Origin of the sequence: Streptomyces aureocirculatus, from assembly GCF_000720475.1 — a bacterium.
Taxonomy (GTDB): Bacteria; Actinomycetota; Actinomycetes; order Streptomycetales; family Streptomycetaceae; genus Streptomyces; species Streptomyces aureocirculatus.
The window spans coordinates 1-21,541 of record NZ_JOAP01000075.1 but is presented as its reverse complement, the minus strand read 5'-3'; the positions used below and the strand labels follow the sequence as shown (position 1 = coordinate 21,541).

The following is a 21,541-nucleotide window of genomic DNA, read 5'->3' as shown; positions in this document are numbered from 1 at the left end:
CACGAAGGTGCGCAGTTCCTCCGTGGCCAGTTCCTTGGTCGCGGAGCCGCTGCCGGTTCCCGTGCCCTCGGCCCGTGCCGGGACCACGTACGCGACGAGCTGCTTGCCCTGCTGCCCGGAGGGGTCCTCGTGGGGGACGACCACGGCGTGCGAGACGTCGTCGTGCTTCTCCAGGGCGGTCTGGATCTCGCCGGGTTCGATACGGAAGCCACGGATCTTGACCTGGGTGTCGGCGCGGCCCTGGAAGACCAGGCGGCCTTCGGGGGTCCAGGCCACGACGTCGCCGGTGCGGTACATGCGTTCGCCGGAGCCCGCGAAGGGACAGGCGACGAAGCGTTCGGCGGTGAGGGCGTGGCGGTTCTGGTAACCGCGGGCCAGGCGTTCGCCCGCGATGTACAGCTCGCCGGGAACGCCGGGCGGCACCGGGCGCAGGGCCGGGTCCAGGACGTAGAGGCGGGTGTTGTCCAGGGGGCGGCCGATGGGGACCACCGCGCCGATGTCCTCGGGCGTCGCCATGGGATGGATGGAGGCGGCCATGGTGGCTTCGGTGGGGCCGTAGGCGTCGACGACCTTGATGCCGGGGCAGGCGGCGATGACCCGCTCCACGGCGGCCGGGGGCACCACGTCACCGCCCGCCCATACCTCGCGGACCCCGGTGAACGCCTCCGGTGCCTCCTCGGCGACGACCTTGAACAGGCCCGCGGCGACCAGGAGTCCGGTGATCCGGCGCTCATCGACCAACCGGGACAGGGTGCTGACGTCGAGGCGTCCGGGCGGCGCGACGACCACGGCGCCGCCGTTCAGGAGGGGCACCCACAGTTCGTAGGTGGAGGCGTCGAAGGCCTGCGTGGAGTGCATCAGGACCCGCTCGTGCGCGTTGCCGGTGTAGCAGCGGTCCAGGGCGAGTCCCGTCACGCCGTGCTGGGTGACGCCGACGCCCTTGGGGGTGCCGGTGGAGCCGGAGGTGTACATGACGTAGGCGAGCTGTGCGGGGTGGCCGCGCCAGGACGGCGGCAGGTCGGCGGCCGGGGCCGCGGCGAGGTCCGCCACGGTGGCGGGGTCGTCGAGGACCAAGTGCGGGCTGTCGTGTTCGGGGAGTTCGGTGGCGGTGGTGGTGTCGGTGACCAGGACGACGGGGGCGGCGTCGTGGAGCATGAACTGTAGGCGTTCGGCGGGGTAGTCGGGGTCGATGGGCAGGTAGGCGCCGCCTGCCTTGAGGGTGGCCAGGACGGTGACGACGTATGCGGTGGAGCGGCGCAGGGCGACGGCCACGACCGTGTCCTGGTGCACGCCGTTGCCGCGCAGGAGGCGGGCGAGGCTGTTGGTGCGCTCGTCGAGTTGCCGGTATGTGAGGGGGGTGCCGTCGGTGTCGATCACGGCTGTCGCGTCGGGGTCCGCGGTGACGCGTTGCGCGAAGAGGTCGGCGACGGTGGTGTCGGGGCGCGGATGCTCGGTGGCGTTGAAGCCGGACAGGACCTGGTGGCGTTCGGTGTCCGCGAGGGCGTCGATGTCGCTCACCCGGGCGTGCGGGTCCTCGGCGAACCGGCTGAGGACCCGCCCGAACCGGTCGGCGAGCGCGTCCGCCGCGACCTGGTCGAGGACGTGCCGCTGGTAGTGCACGACCATGCGCAACTGGGGGCCGTCCGGGTAGACGTACACGGTCACCGGGTAGTGCGTGGCGGTGAACGTGCGCATGCCGGTGACGGTGAACCCGGCGGCGGTGCCGGCCTCGGCGATGGCCGCGCGGTCGAGGGGGAACGACTCGAAGCCGATCGCCGAGTCGAACAGCGTCGGCAGGCCCGCGCCGCGCTGGATGTCGGCGAGGCTGTAGTGGTGGTGTTCGAGCAGCCCGGCCTGCCGCCCCTGGAGGTCCGAGAGGACCTGCCCGAGGGAGTCACCGGCCGAGTAGCGGACGCGCACCGGCGGCGAGTTGAGGAACATGCCGACGATCGAGTCCACTCCTGCGAGCGTCGGCGGGCGTCCCGACGCGGGCGCCGCGAGCAGCACGTCCTGGCGTCCGGTGAGGTAGCCGACGAGGACGCCCCAGGCGCCCTGGACCAGGGTATTGAGGGTGACGCCGTGTTCGGCGGCGCGGCGGGCCAGGTCACGGGCGTGGGCCGCGGACAGGGGGACGTCGGCGAGGCCGATGCCGGTGCTTTCGGCGTCGGATTCGGCGCCGGGGAAGAGCAGGGTGGGCTCTTCGACACCGTCGAGTTCGCGCTGCCAGGCCCGCGCGGGTTCAGCGGTGTCCTGGTGTGAGAGCCAGGTCAGGTACTCGCGGTAGCTGCGGGCCCTGGGCAGCGCGGTGAGGTCGCCGTCGGTGGCGTACAGGCGCAGCAGGTCCTGGGTGAGCAGGGGCAGGGACCAGCCGTCGAACAGGGCGTGGTGGACGGTCAGGACGAGTTCGTGGCGGTCGGGGGCCAGGGTGAGCAGGGCCATCCGCAGCATCGGCGGGCGCGCCGGGTCGAACAGGACGGTCAGGTCGTCGGCGAGGAACTCCTCCAGGCGTGCCTCGCGCGCCGCGTCGTTGAGGTCGCGGTAGTCGCGCTGCTCCCAGGGCAGTTCGACGGTGTCCATGACGAGCTGGACGAGTTCGTCGTCGGGTCCGGGTACGAAGGCCGCGCGCAGCGCGGGGTGACGCCGCACCAGGGCCTGGCAGGCGGCGCGGAGGCGGGCGGGGTCGACGTCGCCGGACAGGTGGAGGGTGTACTGGCACAGGTAGGCGTCGAAGGTGGCGCCGGACTCCACGGCCATCATGGAGTGGAACAGCAGACCCTTTTGCAGCGGGGACACCGGCCAGATGTCGCCGAGGTCGGGGTAGCGCCGCCGCCAGTTCTCGATGTCGGCCTGGGTCACCTTCACCAGGGGCACGTCGGACGGCGTCAGGCCGCCCGCGTCGGGCTGCTCGGCGTGCCGGGCCAGGCCCTGCAGGGCCTGCACCCACAGGTCGGCGAGTTCCCGCACCTCCGCCTCGGTCAGTACGCCCTCGGGTGCGGTGAACAGGGCGCTCAGGCGGGGGCCTTCGGGGGTGTCGGTGACGTGCGCGTTGATGTCGAGCTCCGCGGGGGCGCGCATCCGCGGGTCCTGGCCCGCGTCCAGCTCCGCGAGGTCGGCCACACCCGTGTCCTGGGTGAAGCCCAGGCCGCGCAGGTCCGCGGGCATGTCCGCACCGACGGAGAAACGGCCCAGGTAGTTGAAGCCGATCTGCCCCATCGGGTGCGGTGCGAGCACGGCGGCCGTCTCGGGGTTGAGGTGGCGCAGCAGGCCGTAGCCGATGCCCTTGTCGGGCACGGTCAGGAGTTGCTCCTTGACGGCCTTGACGACGGCTCCCGCCGCGGCGCCGCCCGCGAAGGCCTCCTCCAGGTCGGCGCCCGCGACATCGAGGCGGACCGGGAAGGCGCTGGTGAACCAGCCCACCGTGCGCGCCAGGTCGGCGCCGGGCGCCGCGGCCTCCTCGCGGCCGTGGCCTTCGAGGCGGATCAGGGAGGACGTCTCCCGCACTCCGCGTGCGGCCCGCCACTTGGTGACGGCGAGCGCGAGTGCGGCCAGGAGTCCGTCGTTGACACCGCCGCGGAACGCGGCGGGCAGTGTGGTCAGGAGTGTCTCGGTGACGTCCGCCGGGAGCCGCACCCGGGTGTGGGAGAGGGAGGCGACCACGTCCACGGCCGGGTCCAGGCGGCGCGCGCCGAGCACCGGGTCGGGGCCCTCGACGATCGACCGCCACAGCTTCAGCTCGGCGGTGCGTTCGGGGCGTCCCGCCTCCTCGGCCAGGGCGTGTGCCCAGCGGCGTACGGAGGTGCCGACGGGGGCGAGTTCGGGCTTGTGGCCTTCGCGGACCTGGCGCCAGGCGGTGGCCAGGTCGGGCATCAGGATGCGCCAGGACACGCCGTCGACGACGACGTGGTGCAGGACGACGAGGAGGCGGCCCGCCCGCTCGGGGTCCGCGTCGAACCACACGAACTGCGCCATCACGCCCGCCGCGGGGTCAAGCCTCCCGGCCGCGGCGTCGAGTTCGGCGAGGAGCAGCGTGCGCCAGGCCTCGGCCCGCTCCCCCTCGGCGTCCCACGGGCCGTCGCAGCCGACGTGCCGTATCAGGGCGTCGGCGTCGAGTGCGCCGACGGGCTCGACGACAAGACCCGGGCCGCCCGGGGCCGACGTGTCGTCGGTGTTCCCGGCCTCGACGAGCCGTGCCCGCAGCAGGTCGTGCCGGTCGAGGACCGCGCCGAGCGTGGCGACCAGGCCGGGCCTGTCGATGCCCCGCGGCAGTTCGAGGACCATCGCCTGGGAGAACCGCTCGAAGCCGGGGCCCCAGTCCCGTACCCAGTGGGTGACGGGCAGGTGGGGCAGGAAGCCGACGCCGCCGCCGTCCAGTTCCGCGAGGACGGGTGCGGTACCGGGTGCGGCCGCCGTCACGACCTCGGCGAGCGCGGCGACCGTGCGGTGCTCGAACACCTCGCGGGCGCTGACCACGATGCCACGGGCCCGGGCGCGCGTCGCGACCTGGATGGACTGGATGCTGTCGCCGCCGACGGTGAAGAAGTCGTCGTCGATGCCCACGCGCTCGGCGCCGAGGACTTCGGCGAAGAGCGCGGCGAGGGTCTCCTCGCGCTCGTCGCGCGGCGCCCGGTAGGCCGCGCCGTGGAACTCGGGGTCGGGCAGCGCGTCCCGGTCGACCTTGCCGTTGACGGTCAGCGGCAGCTCGTCGAGCACCACGAACGCGGCGGGAACCATGTACGAGGGCAGCCGCTGGGCGAGATACGCGCGCAGCTCGCCGGGGCCGACGCCGGAGTCGAGCACGAAGTGGCCCGTGCCGCCGCCGCGTCCGGCGTCGAAGGTCTCGTCGAGCGCGGGCACGGTGTACGCCACGAGCTGCTTGCCGCCGCCCCCTGGCGCCGCGCGCACGTCGACCACGGCGTGGGACACCTGGCGGTGGGTCTCCAGGGCGGCCTCGATCTCGCCGGGCTCGATGCGGAACCCGCGGATCTTCACCTGGGCGTCGGCGCGGCCCCGGAACTCCAGGGTGCCGTCCTCCGCCCGGGCCACCACGTCGCCGGTGCGGTACATGCGCTCGCCGGAGCCGTCGAAGGGGCAGGCCACGAACCGCTCGGCGGTCAGGGCACGGCGGCCCAGATAGCCGCGGGCGAGCCCGGCCCCCGCCAGGTACAGCTCACCGGCCGCGCCGGGCGCCACGGGACGCAGTGCGGCGTCGAGCACATAGCCGCGCATCCCGTCCATCGGCGTCCCGATCGGCACCGATTCGGGCACCTGGTCGGCCGACCTCAGGGGGTGGCTGGTGGCGAAGGTGGTGGTCTCGGTGGGCCCGTACACGTCGTACACGAGGAGGTCGGGGCAGGCGCGCAGGACGCGGCGCACCGCCTCCGCGGACACCGCCTCGCCACCGGTCCACAGCTCCCGCAGCCCGGTGAAGGCGCCCGGCTGCTCCTCGGCGACCACCCGGAACAGGCCCGCGGAGGCGAACAGGGCGGTGATCCGGTGCCGGGAGATCAGCGTGGCGATGCCGTCGCCGTCCAGGACTCCGGGGGGTGCCACCACTACGGTGCCGCCGGACAGCAGGGGCACCCACAGTTCGTACGTCGAGGCGTCGAAGGCCAGCGGCGCGTGTTGCAGGACCCGGGTGTGCGCGCCGCCGAAGAGCCGGTCGGCGGCGAGGGCGGTCACGTCCCGCTGGGTGACGGCCACGCCCTTGGGGGTGCCCGTGGAACCGGACGTGTAGATCACGTTGGCGAGGTGGTCCGGCAGGCCGTCCATCTGTGGCAGCGGTCCCGCCGGGGCGGCGGCGAGCGCCGTGGCCGTGGCGTCCTCGTCCAGGAGGAGGTGGGGCAGGTCGCTTTCCGGCAGTTGCGTACGTGTGGCGAGGTCGCTCACCACGACGGTGGGTGCGGCGTCGGTCAGCATGAACGCGAGGCGCTGCGCCGGGTATTCGGGGTCCAGGGGCAGATAGGCGCCGCCCGCCTTGAGCACGGCGAGCACCGTCTCCACGTACTCCACGGAGCGGCTCAGGGCCACCGCGACGACCGACTCCCGGACCACCCCCCGGGCACGCAGCACGTGCGCCAGGCGGTCGGACCGCTCATCGAGGCGGCGGTAGGTGCTCTCGCCGGTGGCACCGGTCACGGCGACGGCGTCCGGCGACGCGGCTGCCTGCTCTGCGAATAACGCCGCGACGGTCGCACCGGGGGGCGGCGCGTGACCGGCGGAGGAGCCACGAAGGTCAGTCACGAAAACTCCAAGGTTCGTAAGCACTTGCGGAACACGCGAGAGTTCGGCCGACAAGCCAGAAGGGGGAACTCACAAGAAATTCCAAAGAACGCTTCAACGGGAATCCCTTAGGGGTTCATGCGTCGTCATTCAGGCGCACTCCTGTTCACGTCAGCCGTCACCGATCTCCCGAGCCGACCGTAACGCGGTCGCCCGCCCGAGGAAAAGAAGAATCCTTCCGCACAGCGCTTCCTTGGCGATGCCACGTTGTTTTTCTCAACATCTCAGCCGCGACCCGGTGGGCGCGTCGTGGCCACCGTCGTCGGCGGCGGACGGGTGGCGTGTCCCGTTAACAAGACGCTAAGACGAAAGGCACAAGTCACCACAAGTGCGCACTTTTAGCAGCCTAGGTGTAGGGATCACCCGCCCCACGGACGGCATGGAGATGTATGGGCCGACGGCCCGTGACGGCGCAACGGCACGGATATCCGAAAGGTTGACCGGACGGCACACTTTGGCGCGATCCACCGGGCGCGTTCGCGCCGACGACGTGAACTGTCGGCCGCTACAAAGCCCACACCGACCGCAATGCGGGCCCTTTACCTCACACCTTTCAAGCCTTTGGGCGGCGACCCCGGAACAGAAGAACGGGGCCGGAAAGCACCGCCCCGGCGCGGAAATTCCGGCCGACGACTGCTAGCCGACGACTTTCGCCGCGTACGCGGCGAGGCGCTCCCGCATCTCACGGCCCGGCATTTCCTCCGCCGACGCCAGGTGCTCCACCAGGTCCGCGCGGACCGCCGCGAGCAGCGCGTGCGCGGCGAATCCGGCGTCGGGCACCGCCGTGTCACGCAGCGCGTCCCGCATGACGCCGTGCCACCACCCGTAGTGCTCCACCTCGTACGGGCTGCCCGCGCCGGCCTCCTCCAGGGCGAGGGACAGATGGCGGTTGTCGAGCTTGAAGGCGAGGAGGGCGTCCAGGATCGCCGGCACCCGTTCGCGCCCCGCCGCCCCGGGGCCGAGCGGCGGCGGCCCGGACTCCACGGCCGCGCGCACCGCCTCGCTGCGGGCACTGAACACCGCGCGGATCAGGCCGTTGCGGTCGCCGAAGCGGCGGAACAGGGTGCCCTTGCCGACACCCGCCGCCGCCGCGACCTGCTCCATGGACACCCCGCGCGGACCGCCGCCGCTCGCGAACAGCTCGTCGGCGGCGGCGAGGACGGCCTCGCGATTGCGGGCGGCGTCGGCGCGGGCCTTGCGCTCGGTCATGAGGACACCTTCTTCGGGACACGGGCGCCCATGAGGACACCCGCACGGGACGCGGGCGCCTCGATGAGGGCACCCGCACGGAACACGGGGCGCCTCCACGAGGACACCCGTACGGGACACGGGGCGCCCGCACGGGGACATCCGCACGGGACACGGGGCGCCCGCACGGAGGCGCCCGCAAGGGGCGGAGGGGCCCCGGCGAGGGCCCCTTTACAAAGCGGACCAGCAGTCCGTATCGTTCGAAGCGGACCGCCAGTCCGAATCCTAGAGGAAGGCACGCCGCCATGCCCACGTCCGCAAGCCCGCCCGCCCCGCCGACCCCCTCCGAGCTGTTCCGCGGGGGCGTGGACCTGCTCCTCGCAGGCGACCTGGAAGCCTGGGGCGCCCTGTTCGCCGAGGACGCCGTCGCCGAGTTCCCCTTCGCCCCCGACGGTTACCCGCGGCGCCTGGACGGCCGGGACCGGATCACCGCCTATCTGCGCGGCCTCGGTGCCCACGTCGAGTACCGGGCCTTCCCGCACCTGGAGATCCACGAGACCGCGGCACCGGAGACGATCGTCGTAGAGATGCGTGCCACCGGCCGCGTCGTCGCGACGGACGGCACCTTCGACATGACGTACGTGGTCGTGGTCACCGCGAAGGACGGCCGGTTCACGCTGTACCGCGACTACTGGAACCCTCTCGCCATCCCCGGCTCCCTGAAGGAAGCAGTCCATGCCTGACGCCTACCCGAGCGCCCCGGCCGTCCTGGTCGTCGGCGCCCACGGCAACACCGGCAGTCGTGTCACCGCCCGGCTCACCGCGGCGGGCCACCGCGTCCGTGCCGCGAGCCGCACGGCCCGCGCACCGCACCCGGGAACCGAGGCGGTCCGCTTCGACTGGTACGACGAGGCGACCCACGCCCCGGCGCTGCGCGGAGCGGACCGCGTCTACCTCGTACCGCCGCCCGGTGACGCGGATCCGGCCGCCGTCATGCTGCCGTTCCTGCGCCGGGCGCGCGCGGCGGGGGTGACCAGGGTGGCGCTGCTCGGCTCGTCCGCCGCCGAACGCGGCGGCCCCTGGATCGGCCGCGTCCACGCGTTCCTCGCGGAGTCGGCTCTCTTCGCCCAGTGGTCGGTGCTCCGCCCGTCGTGGTTCATGCAGAACTTCACCGGCGACGGCCCGCACGCCCGCGCCATCGCCGCCTCGGGTGTCCTGACGACCGCCACCGGCACGGGCCGGGTGGCCTTCGTCGACGCCGACGACATCGCGGCGGTCGCCGTACACACCCTCACCACCCCCACCGCCCCCGAGAACGACCTGGTGATCACCGGCCCGGAGGCGCTGAGCTACGCCGAGGTGGCGGCGACGATCACGCGGGTGGGCAACCGCCCGGTCAGGCACAGCCCGGTGCCCAGCGACCGTCTCACCGCCCACCTCACGGAACTCGGCATCCCCGCGGACTACGCCCGGTTGCTCGCGGCCTTCGACGACGCCATCGCCGAGGGCGCCGAGGACCGCGTCACGGACACCGTGGCACGCCTCACCGGACGCCCGCCCCGCGCCTTCGCGGACTTCTACCGCGCCGCCCGGTCGGGCTCCACGGCCACCGTGCCGTCCCGGTGATCGAGGACGATCCGCAGCCGCTCCCCCGCCGCCGTCACCCGGACCCGCGCCTGCACGCCCGGCGGCAGCCCCTCGGCCACCGGCAGCACCCCGGCCTCCGTACGCACCCGGTCGACGAGTTCGCGCAGGGCCTCGGGCTCCGGGCGCAGCCCCAGATACCAGGCGGTGCCACGCCCGTAGGAGTGCCGGGTGACCGCGGGGCCGCCCCCCTCGGACGTGACGACGGTCTCCGCGCCCTCGGGGCGGATCACTTCGGCCCAGGTGCCGTCGGGGCGCGGGTCGAACTCCTCGACCGTCAGACCGAGGACCTCGCGCAGGGGGCCGGGGTAGCCGCCCAGGTGTACCCGGTCGTGTTCGTCGGTGATGCCGGAGAAGCAGGAGACCACGAGGGTGCCCCCGAAACGTACGTAGTCCGTGAGCCGGGTCGCCGTCTCCTGGGCGAGCGAGTAGAGATTGGGGACGACGAGCAGCCGGTAGGGCGTGAATTCGGCGTCCACGGGCACCACGTCGCAGGCCACCGACGCGTCGTACAGCGGCTTGTGGTGGGCGAGAGCCGTCCGCAGGAAGTCGAAGGACGCGCTCGGGTGCGCCTCCGTCTCCAGGGCCCACCAGTTCGGCCAGTCCACCAGCAGGGCCGCGTCCGCGCGGGCGGGCGTCGAACGCAGCAGCGCGGGGTGGTCGGCCAGCTCGGCGCCCAGCTCCGTGACCTCACGGAAGGTCCGTGTCCCGCGGCCCGCGTGCGGCACCATCGCCGAGTGGAACTTCTCGGCACCGCCGCGCGACTGGCGCCACTGGAAGAACAGCACCGCGTCCGCGCCGTGCGCCACCGCCTGCCAACTGTCCAGGCGCATCCGCCCCGGCGGCTTGCGGCCGTTGTGAGTCCGCCAGTTGACGGCGGACGGCGCCTGTTCGAGGAGCAGCCAGGGCTGTCCGTTCTTCAGGCCGCGCATCACGTCGTACGAGAAGGCGGAGCGCTGGGCCGCGTCCGGGTCGTGCGGGTCGGGATAGGAGTCGTAGGAGACGACGTCCAGGTGCGGGGCCCAGCGGAACAGGTCCAGGGTCTTGGCGACGGGGACGAAGTTCGTGGTCACGGGCGTGCCGGGGGTGATGCGTGCCAGGACGTCCCGCTCCGCCAGATAACAGGCGAGGAGTTCGTCCGAGGAGAAGCGCCAGAAGTCCGCCTGCTGTGCCGGATTGCCGAAGGAGGGGGCGGCCCGGGGGGTGTGGATCTCCTCCCAGGTGCTGTAGCGCTGGGACCAGAAGGTCGTCGACCAGGCGTCGTTGAGCGCGGCAAGGGTGTTGTAGCGCTCGCGCAGCCAGGCGCGGAACGCGGCGGTGGACACCTCGCAGTGGCAGTGCCGCGAGATGTGGCAGCCGTACTCGTTGCCGATGTGCCACAGGGCGAGCGCCGGATGGTCCGCGTACCGCGTGGCGACGCGCTCGGCCAGGCGCACCGCGTGCCGCCGGAAGACGGGGCTGGAGGGGCACCAGTGCTGGCGTGAGCCGGGGTGCAAGCGAGTGCCTTCGGCCGTCACGGGCAGGGTCTCGGGGTGCAGGCGGGCCAGCCAGGGCGGCGGTGACGCGGTCATCGTGGCGAGGCAGACGGCCACGCCCGCGTCCGCGAGGCGGTCCATGTGGGCGTCGAGCCAGGCGAAGTCGTAGGTGCCGGGGGTGGGTTCGGTGGTGGCCCAGGCGAAGATGCCGAGCGTCACGAGGTTCACGCCCGCCTCGCGCATCAGCTCCATGTCCTCGGCGTGCGTCCCGGGGCCCCACTGCTCGGGGTTGTAGTCCCCGCCGTACCCGGGGGACGCCAGCTTGGCGTAGAACCGGTCGAGCGCGTTCATCCCACTCCCCTCGTCTCCTGGACCGCCCGCGCCTCTATGCCGCGGAAGTGGTCGGCCATCGCCCGCTGCGCGGCACCCACGTCCCCCGCACGCAGCGCCGTCACTATGTCCCGATGCCTGCGTACGGTGACGTGGGGCGCCGGATCGCTCGACCAGCCGCGCACGCCCGCGACCCGGTGGAAGACGTGCCAGAACGCGCCGAGAAGCTGCGGCACGAGCGCGTTGCCAAGCGGCCGGTACAGCGCCTCGTGGAACTCCCTGTCCAGATCGGGGAAGGCCTCACCGGCCGCGGCGCGCCCCTCCATCCGGGCCACCAGGTCCTCCAGGCCGCACAGCTCGGCGTCGGTGAGTGCCGCGGCCACCTCCTGGACGAGGCCCTGCTCCAGGACCGCGCGGACCTGGAGGATCTCGGCGAGTGCGTGCGTGTCGTCGGCGGTCTTGACCAGGGTGCGGAAGGTCAGGCCGTCGGCGAGCGGGGTGAGCGAGGCCTGGCCGACATAGGTGCCGTAGCCGTGCCGGATCTCCACGATGTCCAGGGCCTGGAGGGCCTTGAGGGCCTCGCGTACGGAGTTGCGGCTGACGCCTAGCTCCTCCATCAGCTCGGCCTCGGTCGGCAGCAGGGCGCCGGGGCGCAGCCGCCGGTCCAGGATGAGCTGGGTCACCTCGCGCTGGACCTGACTGCTCACACGCCGTGCACGGATGGGCTCCTGAGGCATGCGCCACATCGTAGACACGGATGACATCCCACGTCCCATGTCCGGGCGAGACTTCTGTCATCCCGGGCCACCGCCCGGCTTGATTCCGGCCGACGCTCTGTCAATTCCGATCCGGAATCGGCGGGTTCCGTTCCGTGCGCGTTCTCTTGACCGACCCCTCCGGCCCTCTTATGGTCGCCACGCCAGCATGACGTAGGACGTGGGATCTCCCACCGGAAGCCCCTCATGGAGGCGCTGTGAGCCACCTGATCCCCGTGACGCGCGACGGCGGGCCCGGACCCGACCGCCGGTCCTTCCTCAAGTACACCGGCGCCCTCGGCGCGGCGGCGGGGCTCACCGGTACGCTCGCGGCCTGCTCGGGGCCGGAGTCCACGAACGCGACCGGCGTCGGCGGCAAGGCAGGCGGCACCCTGACGGCCGTCATCGGCTACGGCAACGACGGCAGTTGGGACCCGACCCAGACGGCTTCGGCGTTCGCGATGGCAGGCAACGAGCACATCTACGAGGCGCTGCTCGGCACGGACCCGATCTCCCGCGACCCCTATCCGCAGCTCGCCACCGCGGTGCCCGCCGACCTGAGGGCGACGACCTGGAGGTTCGAGCTGCGCGCGGGCGCGAAGTGGCACGACGGCAAGCCGGTCACGGCGGACGACGTCGTCTTCGTGTTCGAACGGATCCTCGACCCGGGCACGCAGAGCCTCGCCAAGGGCTTCTTCGCGGGCTGGCTGAAGGAGGTCAGGAAGGTCGACGCGCGGGGGGTCGAGCTGATCCTCAAGTTCCCCTTCCCCGACGGCGCCGCCCGGCTCACGCTCGCCAAGATCATGCCGAAGCACGTCTACTCCGAGCCCGGCGCGTGGGACGACGCCACCAAGGGCAAGGCGATCGGCTCGGGCCCGTACCGGCAGGCCGCGCACCACCCGAAGTCGAACACGACCTTCGAGGCCTTCGCCGACTACAACGGTCCGCGGCCCGCCGCCTTCAAGAAGATGAACTGGCTGACGATCGTCGACGCGGCGCCCCGGGTCGCGAAGATCTCCGGCGCGAGCGCGGACGCGGAGATCTCCGACAACATCCCGTACGCCAACATCGACCGCCTGAAGCAGGGCGGCATGACGGTCGAGGGCGGAGCCGGCATGAACAACCTCTTCCTGATGTTCAACACCGCGCACAAGCCGTTCGACGACGTACGGGTACGCCAGGCCCTGCACTACGCCATCGACCGGGAGAAGATGATCGAGGTCGCCCTGAAGGGGCACGGCAAGGGCGCCTCCTCGTTCCTCAACGAGGGAAACCCCAGTTACCGCCCGGCGAAGACGGTGTACGACCACGACCCGAAGAAGGCCAAGGCGCTCCTGAAGGAGGCCGGGGTCGACAACCTCAAGATCAACATCATGGCGGTCAACGTGAGCTGGATCGTCGACTGCCTGCCCACCATCAAGGCGTCCTGGGACGCGATCGGCGTCACGACCACGCTCGACCCGCAGGAGACCACGGCCGTCTTCACCAAGATGGACCAGAAGAAGGACTACCAGGTCGTGGCCGCCGCGTCGAACCCCAACCAGTTCGGCGTAGAGGCCGACCTGATCATGCATTACAACTACGGGCCCGACAACCTGTGGATGGGTTACGCCCGCTGGGCGAAGAACGCCCGCGCCAAGGAGTTGTTCCGGCTCATGGACCGGGCGACACGCGAGCCGGACGCGGCGAAGAAGAAGACGATGGTGCAGGACTACATCGACATCGTCGCCGAGGAGGCCGTGCTGTATCCCGTGGTGCACAACGAGCTGATGACGGCGTGGGACGCCAAGCAGCTCACCGGCGTACGCGCACAGCCCTACCCCGGGATCAACCTGCTCCAGGCGAAGTGGGCCTGACAAGTGGACCCGACCGACATGAGGACCCCGTACACCATGAGCGACCCTAGGAGCGCCGAGCAGTGACCGCGATCCTGCGCATCCTGGCCCGCCGCGTCGCCCTGCTCGTGCCCCTGCTCCTCGGCATCGTGCTCTTCGTGTTCCTCGTGATGCGGTTCTCCGACATCGACCCGGCGTCGGCGTTCTACCAGGGCGCGAACCCCACCCAGGAGCAGTTGCACCAGTTCCGCGAGGACAACGGCCTGCTCGACCCGCTGCCGGTGCGCTACGTCCACTTCGTGGGCGATCTGCTCGGCGGCGACATGGGCGTCAGCGTCCTGACCCGGTCACCGGTGATCGACCAGATCACCACCGCGCTGCCCCTGACCATGCAGCTCACCTTCTTGGGCCTCGGCATCGCGGTCCTCCTGTCGCTGCCGCTCGGCGTGCTCGCCGCGATCTACCGGGACCAACTGCCCGACCAGATCATCCGGGTCGTCTCCCTGACCGGTGTCGCGGCGCCCGGCTTCTGGCTGGCCCTGCTGATGATCCAGTACCTGGCGGTGGACCTGGGCTGGTTCCCGACGGGCGGCTACGTCAACCCGAACGACTCCTTCACGGGCTGGCTGAAGACGATGACGCTGCCCGCGCTCGCCCTGTCCCTGCCCGTCGCCGCCCAGATGACCCGCATCGTCCGCACGGCCGTGGTCGAGGAACTCGACAAGGACTACGTCCGCACCGCCATCGGCAGCGGTCTGCCCCCGGTGGTGGTCGTCGGCCGCAACGTGCTGCGCAACGCCCTCATCAACCCGCTGACCGTGCTCGGCCTGCGGGTCGGCTATCTGCTCGGCGGCGCCGTCGTCATCGAGACCATCTTCTCGCTGCCCGGCATGGGCAAGCTCATGATCGACGCGGTGAAGAACGGCGACCCCGCGGTCGTCCAGGGCGTCGTCATCACCACCGCCGTCGGCTTCGTCGTGGTGAACCTGGTGATCGACATCCTCTACCTGCTGGTGAACCCGCGATTGAGGGGAACCTCCTGATGCTCCAGTCGCGCAAGAAACTCACCGAGCGGCTGTCCCTGCCCGGCATCAGGCTGCGCTCCCTGACGAGACTGCCGCTGCTCTCCCGCGTCGCGCTCGCCGTCGTCTCCGTCGTCGTCCTCGTCGCCCTGTTCGCCCCGCTGCTCGCCCCGCACGACCCGCTCGACCAGCAGACCCTGGTCGACGGCACCGGCCACCCCTCGGCCGAGCACTGGATGGGCCAGGACAGCCTGGGCCGCGACATCCTCAGCCGGCTGATGTACGGGGCGCGCTGGTCCCTCGCCATCGGCCTCGGCGCGACCCTGCTCGCGCTGCTCGTCGGCGCGGTGATCGGCGCGATCGCTGCGACCTCCCGCAAGGCGGTCGACGAGACCCTGATGCGGGTCCTCGACATCGTCATGGCCTTCCCCGGCATCGCGCTCGCGGCGGTCCTCGTCGCCGTCTTCGGCGGTGGCATCACCGTCCTGATCTGCGCGATCGCCTTCCTGTTCACCCCGCCGATCGCCCGTGTCGTACGCGCCAACGTGCTCGACCAGTACGGCGAGGACTACGTCGTCGCCGAACGCGTCATCGGCGCCCGCACCCCGCACATCGTCATCAAGCACGTCGCCGTCAACTGCGCCGCCCCCGTCCTGGTCTTCTGCACCGTCCAGGTGGCCGAGGCGATCGTCTTCGAGGCGTCCCTGTCGTTCATCGGCGCCGGCGTCCGGCCGCCGGACCCCTCCTGGGGCAGCGTCATCGCCGACGGCAAGAACCTGGTCCTGATCGGCGGCTGGTGGGCGACGGTCTTCCCCGGCCTGCTCATGCTCTTCACCGTCCTCGCCCTGAACGTCCTCTCCGAGGGCGTCTCGGACGCCTGGGCCGCGCCGTCCGGCCGTGACGTCACCGGCGCCGGACGCAAGGACGACCCCGTCGAGGCGCCGGAGCCAGGCAGCGGCCGGGTCCTCGAACTGCCGGGCCTCACGGAGGCGGCGGCACGCCTTCGCGCCCGCGCCCGGCCGCTGCCCGCGGGTTCGCCCGTGCTCAGCGTGCGCGACCTGACGATCGGCTTCGAGGCACGGCACGCGGGCGTGGACATCGTCGACGGCATCAGCTTCGACGTGCGGCCCGGCGAGGTGCTCGGCCTGGTCGGCGAGTCCGGCTGCGGCAAGTCCCTGACGGCGCTGACGGTGATGGGCCTGGAGCCCAAGGGCGCCCGCGTACGCGGCCGGGTCACCTTCGACGGGCAGGAGCTGCTCGGTCTGCCGATGCGGGCCCGGCGCCGCCTGCTCGGCCACGACATGGCGATGATCTACCAGGACGCCCTGTCGTCCCTGAACCCGGCGATGACGGTACGCGCCCAGCTCAAGCAGGTCGTACGCCGCGGGGGCCGGCGCAGCCCCGCCGAGCTGCTCGCCCTCGTCGGCCTCGACCCCGACCGCACCCTGCGCAGCTACCCGCACGAGCTGTCCGGCGGCCAGCGCCAGCGCGTGCTCATCGCCATGGCCCTGTCCCGGGAACCGAAGCTGATCGTCGCCGACGAGCCGACCACCGCGCTCGACGTGACCGTGCAGGCCCAGGTCATCGAGCTGCTGCTGCGGCTCCGCGCCGAACTGGGCTTCGCCCTCATCCTGGTCTCGCACGACCTGGCCCTGGTCGCCGACGTCACCGACCGCGTCGTCGTGATGTACGGCGGGCAGATCGTGGAGACGGGCGTGACCGCCGACCTGGTCGAGTCCCCCACCCACCACTACACGCGCGGCCTGCTCGGCTCCGTCCTGTCCCTGGAGTCCGCGGCCGAACGCCTCACCCAGATCAAGGGTGTCGTCCCCTCACCCGCGGACTTCCCGGCCGGCTGCCGGTTCGCCGACCGGTGCCCGCTGGCGGACGGCCTGTGCCGCACCACCGCACCCGAACTGCTCGGGGACGCCACGCACCGGACGGCGTGTCACCACCCGGCCCTCGCCGCCGGGACGGACGGGAGCCCGGCCACCGCCGCCGAGGCGTCCGACGGCGCGGCCACCGCCGCCCAGGCGTCCGACAGCGCGGCCACCGCCGCCCAGGCGTCCGACCGCGCGGAGCAGCCGCTCCGGGGAAGCGAGGCCGTCCGTGACCGTAGCTGAGACCGTGCCCCCCGGTGACCTGCCGGACCCGGACGAGGACCCGGCGGCCCTGGTCACGCTGCGCGACGCACACGTCGTGCACAAGGCCCGCACCGGCGGCCTGTTCTCCCGCGACCGGGTGTACGCCCTCACCGGCGCCGACCTGACCATCGCCGCGGGCGAGACCGTCGGCGTCGTCGGCGAGTCCGGCTGCGGCAAATCGACCCTCGCCAAGGTCCTCCTCGGCATCCAGCGGCCGACGTCGGGCACCGTCTCGCTGCGCGGCCGGAACCTGTGGGAGATGGGCGCCGCCGAGCGCCGCACCGCGGTCGGCACCGGCACCGCCATGATCTTCCAGGACCCCTCGACGGCCCTCAACCGCCGCATGCCCGTACGGCAGATCCTGCGCGACCCCCTCGACGTGCACCGCCGCGGCACCCCCGAACAGCGCACCACCCGGGTACGGGAACTCATGAGCCTGGTCGGCCTGCCCACGGTGCTCGCCGACGCGCTGCCCGGACAGCTCTCCGGGGGCCAGCGGCAGCGGGTCGCGATCGCCCGGGCCCTCGCCCTCGAACCGCAGCTCGTGGTGGCCGACGAGCCGACCAGCGCCCTGGACGTCTCCGTGCGCGCCCAGATCCTCAACCTGCTCCTCGACCTGAAGGAACGTCTGAACCTGTCCCTGGTCTTCGTCTCCCACGACATCCAGACCGTGCGCAGGATGAGCGACCGGGTCATCACGATGTACCTGGGCCGCATCGTGGAGGAGTCCCCGGCGGCGCGGATCCTCGGCGAAGCCCGGCACCCCTATACAAGGGCACTGTTCTCCGCGACCCCCGGGCTGCTCGCCCCCATCGACCCGATCCCGCTGGTCGGCCCGGTGCCGTCGGCCACGAAACCGCCCAGCGGCTGCCCGTTCCGCACCCGGTGCTGGAAGGCGGACGCGGTGTGCGCGACCGCCATGCCGGACTTCGAGGACGCGGGCCCCGCGCACCGCTACCGGTGCCACCATCCCGTACTGGCGGGCGAGACCACACGTGACCTCGTCAGCCAGTCGTCCGCAGCGATGGCCGCCGCCACGGCCACGTCCAAGGAGACTCCATGACTCTTCCGGCCCCGTTGACCGGTGTCGTACCGCCCGTGTGCACCCCGCTGACCCCGGACAACGAGGTGGACGTGGCGTCCCTCGAACGCCTCGTCGACCATCTGGTCGACGGCGGCGTCGACGGCCTCTTCGTGCTCGGCTCGTCCTCCGAGGCCGCGTACCTGCCGGACCGGCACCGCAGGACGGTCGTCGCGACCGTCGTGCGGCACGTCGGCGGGCAACTGCCCGTCCTCGCCGGTGCCATCGACATGGCTAGCCTGCGCGTCCTGGACCATGTGCGGGCCGCCGCCGACGCCGGAGCCGACGGCGTCGTGGTGACCGCGCCCTTCTACACCCGCACCCACCCCGCCGAGATCGCCCGCCACTACCGCCTCGTCGCAGAGCGCGGGCGGCTTCCCGTCTTCGCCTACGACCTCCCCGTCTCCGTGCACTCCAAGCTCGACGCCGACCTCGTGCTCGAACTCGCCGCCGAGGGGGCCCTCGCCGGGCTCAAGGACTCCAGTGGCGACGACGGGGGCCTGCGCCGGGTGATCCTCGGCGCCCGCGCCCGCACCGACGTGCCCGGCTTCGCCGTGCTCACCGGCTCCGAGCTCACCGTCGATTCCGCTCTCGCCATGGGGGCGGACGGCGTCGTGCCCGGCCTCGGCAACGTCGATCCGCACGGGTACGTACGGCTCTTCCGATACGCGAGGGGTGGGGACCCGGAGCGGGCGCGGGCTGAGCAGGAACGGTTGTGCGCGCTGTACGGCATGACAGCCGTCGGTGACCCCCTGCGGATGGGGGCCAGCTCCTCCGGGCTCGGGGCGTTCAAGGCCGCGCTCCATCTGCGCGGCATCATCGACTGCCCCCGCACGGCGGCGCCCCAGGTCCCGCTGTCCGCGGAGGAGACGGAGCGGGTGGGGAAGTTTCTGGCGGCGGCGGGGTTGCTGTAGTCCTGCGCGGGGCGCCCCAGTCCCGCCCCTTCTCCGAAACTGGGGCTCCGCCCCAGACCCCGTATCGGCCTTCGGCCTCGTCCTCAAACGCCGGACGGGCTGAAACTGTCGCCGGTGCGGCACAGATCCAGCCCGTCCGGCGTTTGAGGACGAGGCGCGGAGCGCCGACAAGGCCGGGGCGCCCCGCGAGGGCCTACACCACCACCTTGCGCCACTCGATCCGCTCGTACGTCCCCGACGCCCCGGTCTCGTACAGCAGCCCCACCACCCCCACCCCCGCCTCCACCAGATCCGAATACCCGGCCCGGTCCTGGGACACGGTCACCGCCCGGCGAAAAGTGACCCCGCCGTCCCAACTGCGCCAGACGGACATGGCCTGCCGGGCAGTCGGCACGGAGGGACCGGAGAAGAGCAGGGAGCCTCGCGGCCCACGCTGCTGGAGCACGCTCGCGGCGACGACGGGCACGCCGTCGAGGGTCGGCTGCACGGTGAACGGCCGGTCGAGCGTGCGGCCACCGTCACTGGAGTGGCTGTCGAGCCGGTTGCCCACGGCGACACCGTGCTGGTCGCGCGAATTGACGTACAGCCGCCCGTCGGCAAGCTGCGCCGCGCTGGACTCGTTGGCGTTGTGCACCCCGTCGTAGGTGTCGTCCACGAACCCGATGTGCCAGGTCCGCCCGTGGTCGTCGCTGTAGAGCGCGTGCCCACCGTAGTACTTGGGCTCCTGCCCGTTGTCGGTCGAGCCCGCGGCGGGCGCCGCCGAGTGATTGGCGGGCACGACGAGCCGCCCCGCGTGCCGCCCCCGGGTGAGCGCGACGGCGTGCCCGGGCCCGGTCGCGTACCACCGCCAATGCGGCCGCTTCACGTCGGCCGTGATCTCGCGCGGCACCGAGAACGAACGCCCGTCGTCCCCGCTGCGCTGCACGAAGACACGCCGGCTCTGGGCGGCGGTAACCTCACCCCGCATGATCTGTCCCTCGGTCACCGCTCCGCTGTTGTACGACGTGACGAGCACGATCTGCCCGGTACGGGGGTCGACGACGGGCGCGGGGTTGCCGCGGGTGTCGCCCCGCCCCGCGGCGACGACGGCGAGCGGACCCCAGGTACAGCCGCCGTCCGTGGACCGGCGCAGCACGACGTCGATGCTGCCGGTGTCGGAGGCACTGGAGCGCCGCCCCTCGGCGAACGCGAGCAGCGTGCCCCGGTCGGAGCGGACGACGGCGGGGATACGAAAGGTGTCGTAGCCGTGGGTGCGGGCGGCGTACGGCACGGAACGGGAGCACGCGGGGAGGTCGGCACGGGAGCGGGCGGGAGGGGTGGGGGGTGGCAGGGCTGCCGGGGCGGGCAGGGGTGCCGGGGCCACGGATGCGGGGGGTGCCGCAGGGGCTGCGGGGGCTGTCGGTGCCACAGGGGCCGCGGGAGCCGTTGGTGCCTCACGGGGCTCAGGTGTCTCGGGTGCCTCGGGTGCCTCGGATGCCGGGAGGACTGCGGGCGCTGCGCGGGACGCAGGGGCCGGATGGGCCTCAGGGGCCGCCTCTGCCGAAGGGGCCGCAAGTGCCGGACGAGCCGCAAGTGCCACATGGGCCGGATGGGTTACGCGAGCTGCGGGCGTCACGTGAGCTGAAGGGGTTACGTGAGCCGCAGGGGCCACCAGGTCCGCGGGTGCCGCGGCGCCCGCGGGTGTCGTCGGAGTCGAAGATGTCGCGCCCGGCGCGGTGGGAGCCGTGAGGGTGGTGAATCCCGCCGCGGCCGCGAGGGCCGCCGCGCAGGCGGTCAGGCAGGGGCGTACGCGGCGGAAAGCCGCCGGGCCCGGGGCCAAGGGACGTCTGCTGCGAAGCGAGCGGCTCGTGCGGGACATACGGCTCATACGGCTCCTCGCGGCGGGACGTGGGACGTAGGACGTCCCGCGTGAAGCTAATGCGCCTCGGGAGGTACGACAATACCCCTGCGTCACGACAGAGTTGACGATGTGTTGACGCACGAGAGTGACGGACCCGTGTTCGCAAGGGTCAAGGACGGCTCTCCCGATACGATCACCGCCGCCCTCACGACCGCGTCCACGACCGGCTTCACAACCGCCTCGCACCGGGGAACCGTGTCACCTGCCCGGCGCAGCCCCGGGGGTCACCCTTACGGCGTCGTACCGGGCGTCACCAGGCCCGACTCGTAGCCCACGATCACCAACTGGGCGCGGTCGCGGGCGCCCAGTTTTCCCATGATGCGGCTGACGTGGGTCTTCGACGTGAGCGGGCTCAGGCCGAGCGCGTCCGCCACCTCGGTGTTGTTCAGGCCGCGGGCGACCAGGGTCAGGACCTGGCGCTCGCGGTCGGAGAGGCCGCCGAGCCCGGCGGGCACGGCCGCCTCGGACTCCGGTGTCCGCGGCTGGCGCAGCACGCGGGCGATGAGGCGGGCGGTGGGGCCCGGTGACAGGAGGGACTCACCGGCGGCGACGGTACGGATCGCGTCGAGCAGTTCGGCGGGCCTGGTGTCCTTGACCAGGAACCCCGAGGCCCCGGCACGCAGCGCCTCGACGACGTGCTCGTCCGTGTCGTACGTGGTGAGCATCAGGACCTTCACGCCCGCCAGGTCCTCGTCGGCGGCGATGAGGCGGGTGGCCTCGATGCCGTCGAGGTCGGGCATGCGGACGTCCATGACGACGAGGTCTGCGCGTGCGGTGCGGGCCAGGTCGACTGCTTCGCGCCCGGACCCGGCCTGTGCGACCACGGCCATGTCCGGCGCGGACTCCACGAGCATGGCGAAGGCGGCCCGCACCAGCGCCTGATCATCGGCGAGCAACACCCTGATCACCCGGCCCACCCCACCCACCCGGTCCATTCCGCTCACCCCGCCCACCCGGTCCATTCCGCTCACCCC

Annotated in this window: 13 protein-coding genes; 7 read left to right on the top strand and 6 right to left on the bottom strand. The window is 72.3% G+C overall.

Annotated elements, in window-relative coordinates; genetic code table 11:
- Both IG78_RS0138335 and IG78_RS0138330 read right to left on the bottom strand, forming a co-directional pair.
- Window positions 1-6,240: non-ribosomal peptide synthetase (locus IG78_RS0138335; RefSeq protein ID WP_159398281.1), on the bottom strand; the 6,240-nt coding region annotated here is incomplete at its 3' end.
- Window positions 6,241-6,915: 675 nt separating this feature from the next.
- Complete coding sequence (locus IG78_RS0138330; protein ID WP_030573432.1) at window positions 6,916-7,488, bottom strand: TetR/AcrR family transcriptional regulator; 573 nt, start codon at window positions 7,486-7,488, stop codon at window positions 6,916-6,918.
- Window positions 7,489-7,772: 284 nt separating this feature from the next.
- Here IG78_RS0138330 and IG78_RS0138325 point away from each other — a divergent pair, with 284 nt between their 5' ends.
- Window positions 7,773-8,210: a nuclear transport factor 2 family protein gene (locus tag IG78_RS0138325; RefSeq protein ID WP_030573429.1), complete on the top strand. Its 438-nt coding sequence runs from the start codon at window positions 7,773-7,775 to the stop codon at window positions 8,208-8,210.
- Window positions 8,203-9,093, top strand: a complete 891-nt coding sequence (locus IG78_RS0138320) for an NAD(P)H-binding protein (protein WP_051853415.1) — start codon at window positions 8,203-8,205, stop codon at window positions 9,091-9,093. The genes IG78_RS0138325 and IG78_RS0138320 overlap by 8 nt, the downstream gene beginning before the upstream one ends.
- Here IG78_RS0138320 and IG78_RS0138315 read toward each other — a convergent pair.
- Both IG78_RS0138315 and IG78_RS0138310 read right to left on the bottom strand, forming a co-directional pair.
- Window positions 9,045-10,937, bottom strand: a complete 1,893-nt coding sequence (locus IG78_RS0138315) for a beta-galactosidase (protein ID WP_030573423.1) — start codon at window positions 10,935-10,937, stop codon at window positions 9,045-9,047. The genes IG78_RS0138320 and IG78_RS0138315 overlap by 49 nt on opposite strands.
- Window positions 10,934-11,662: a FadR/GntR family transcriptional regulator gene (locus IG78_RS0138310; RefSeq protein WP_030573421.1), complete on the bottom strand. Its 729-nt coding sequence runs from the start codon at window positions 11,660-11,662 to the stop codon at window positions 10,934-10,936. The genes IG78_RS0138315 and IG78_RS0138310 overlap by 4 nt, the downstream gene beginning before the upstream one ends.
- A 236-nt stretch (window positions 11,663-11,898) precedes the next feature.
- Between IG78_RS0138310 and IG78_RS0138305 the strand changes: the two genes are divergently transcribed.
- From IG78_RS0138305 to IG78_RS0138285, 5 genes are all read left to right on the top strand, one after another.
- Window positions 11,899-13,527, top strand: a complete 1,629-nt coding sequence (locus IG78_RS0138305) for an ABC transporter substrate-binding protein (protein WP_107055099.1) — start codon at window positions 11,899-11,901, stop codon at window positions 13,525-13,527.
- 62 nt (window positions 13,528-13,589) lie between these two features.
- Complete coding sequence (locus IG78_RS0138300) at window positions 13,590-14,549, top strand: ABC transporter permease (RefSeq protein ID WP_030573415.1); 960 nt, start codon at window positions 13,590-13,592, stop codon at window positions 14,547-14,549.
- Window positions 14,549-16,651, top strand: a complete 2,103-nt coding sequence (locus IG78_RS0138295) for a dipeptide/oligopeptide/nickel ABC transporter permease/ATP-binding protein (RefSeq protein WP_078965908.1) — start codon at window positions 14,549-14,551, stop codon at window positions 16,649-16,651. The genes IG78_RS0138300 and IG78_RS0138295 overlap by 1 nt, the downstream gene beginning before the upstream one ends.
- Before the next feature lie 4 nt (window positions 16,652-16,655).
- A complete protein-coding gene (locus IG78_RS0138290) occupies window positions 16,656-17,735 on the top strand; it encodes an oligopeptide/dipeptide ABC transporter ATP-binding protein (RefSeq protein WP_051853418.1) in 1,080 nt (359 codons plus the stop codon).
- Window positions 17,732-18,667, top strand: a complete 936-nt coding sequence (locus tag IG78_RS0138285; protein ID WP_030573410.1) for a dihydrodipicolinate synthase family protein — start codon at window positions 17,732-17,734, stop codon at window positions 18,665-18,667. Before IG78_RS0138290 ends, IG78_RS0138285 begins: the two co-directional genes overlap by 4 nt.
- Window positions 18,668-18,860: 193 nt before the next feature.
- On the opposite strand, the gene IG78_RS0138280 is transcribed toward IG78_RS0138285, so the two are convergent.
- Complete coding sequence (locus tag IG78_RS0138280; RefSeq protein WP_051853417.1) at window positions 18,861-19,997, bottom strand: sialidase family protein; 1,137 nt, start codon at window positions 19,995-19,997, stop codon at window positions 18,861-18,863.
- A gap of 800 nt (window positions 19,998-20,797) precedes the next feature.
- Complete coding sequence (locus IG78_RS0138275) at window positions 20,798-21,502, bottom strand: response regulator (RefSeq protein WP_030573406.1); 705 nt, start codon at window positions 21,500-21,502, stop codon at window positions 20,798-20,800.
- Window positions 21,503-21,541: the final 39 nt, after the last annotated feature.

What these genes read in the sequence shown, in the direction of transcription:
- IG78_RS0138330 (WP_030573432.1), bottom strand. Translation starts at nt 7,488, where the DNA reads ATGACCGAGCGCAAGGCCCGCGCCGACGCCGCCCGCAATCGCGAGGCC.
- IG78_RS0138325 (WP_030573429.1), top strand. Translation starts at nt 7,773, where the DNA reads ATGCCCACGTCCGCAAGCCCGCCCGCCCCGCCGACCCCCTCCGAGCTG.
- IG78_RS0138320 (WP_051853415.1), top strand. Translation starts at nt 8,203, where the DNA reads ATGCCTGACGCCTACCCGAGCGCCCCGGCCGTCCTGGTCGTCGGCGCC.
- IG78_RS0138315 (WP_030573423.1), bottom strand. Translation starts at nt 10,937, where the DNA reads ATGAACGCGCTCGACCGGTTCTACGCCAAGCTGGCGTCCCCCGGGTAC.
- IG78_RS0138310 (WP_030573421.1), bottom strand. Translation starts at nt 11,662, where the DNA reads ATGTGGCGCATGCCTCAGGAGCCCATCCGTGCACGGCGTGTGAGCAGT.
- IG78_RS0138295 (WP_078965908.1), top strand. Translation starts at nt 14,549, where the DNA reads ATGCTCCAGTCGCGCAAGAAACTCACCGAGCGGCTGTCCCTGCCCGGC.
- IG78_RS0138285 (WP_030573410.1), top strand. Translation starts at nt 17,732, where the DNA reads ATGACTCTTCCGGCCCCGTTGACCGGTGTCGTACCGCCCGTGTGCACC.
- IG78_RS0138275 (WP_030573406.1), bottom strand. Translation starts at nt 21,502, where the DNA reads ATGGACCGGGTGGGTGGGGTGGGCCGGGTGATCAGGGTGTTGCTCGCC.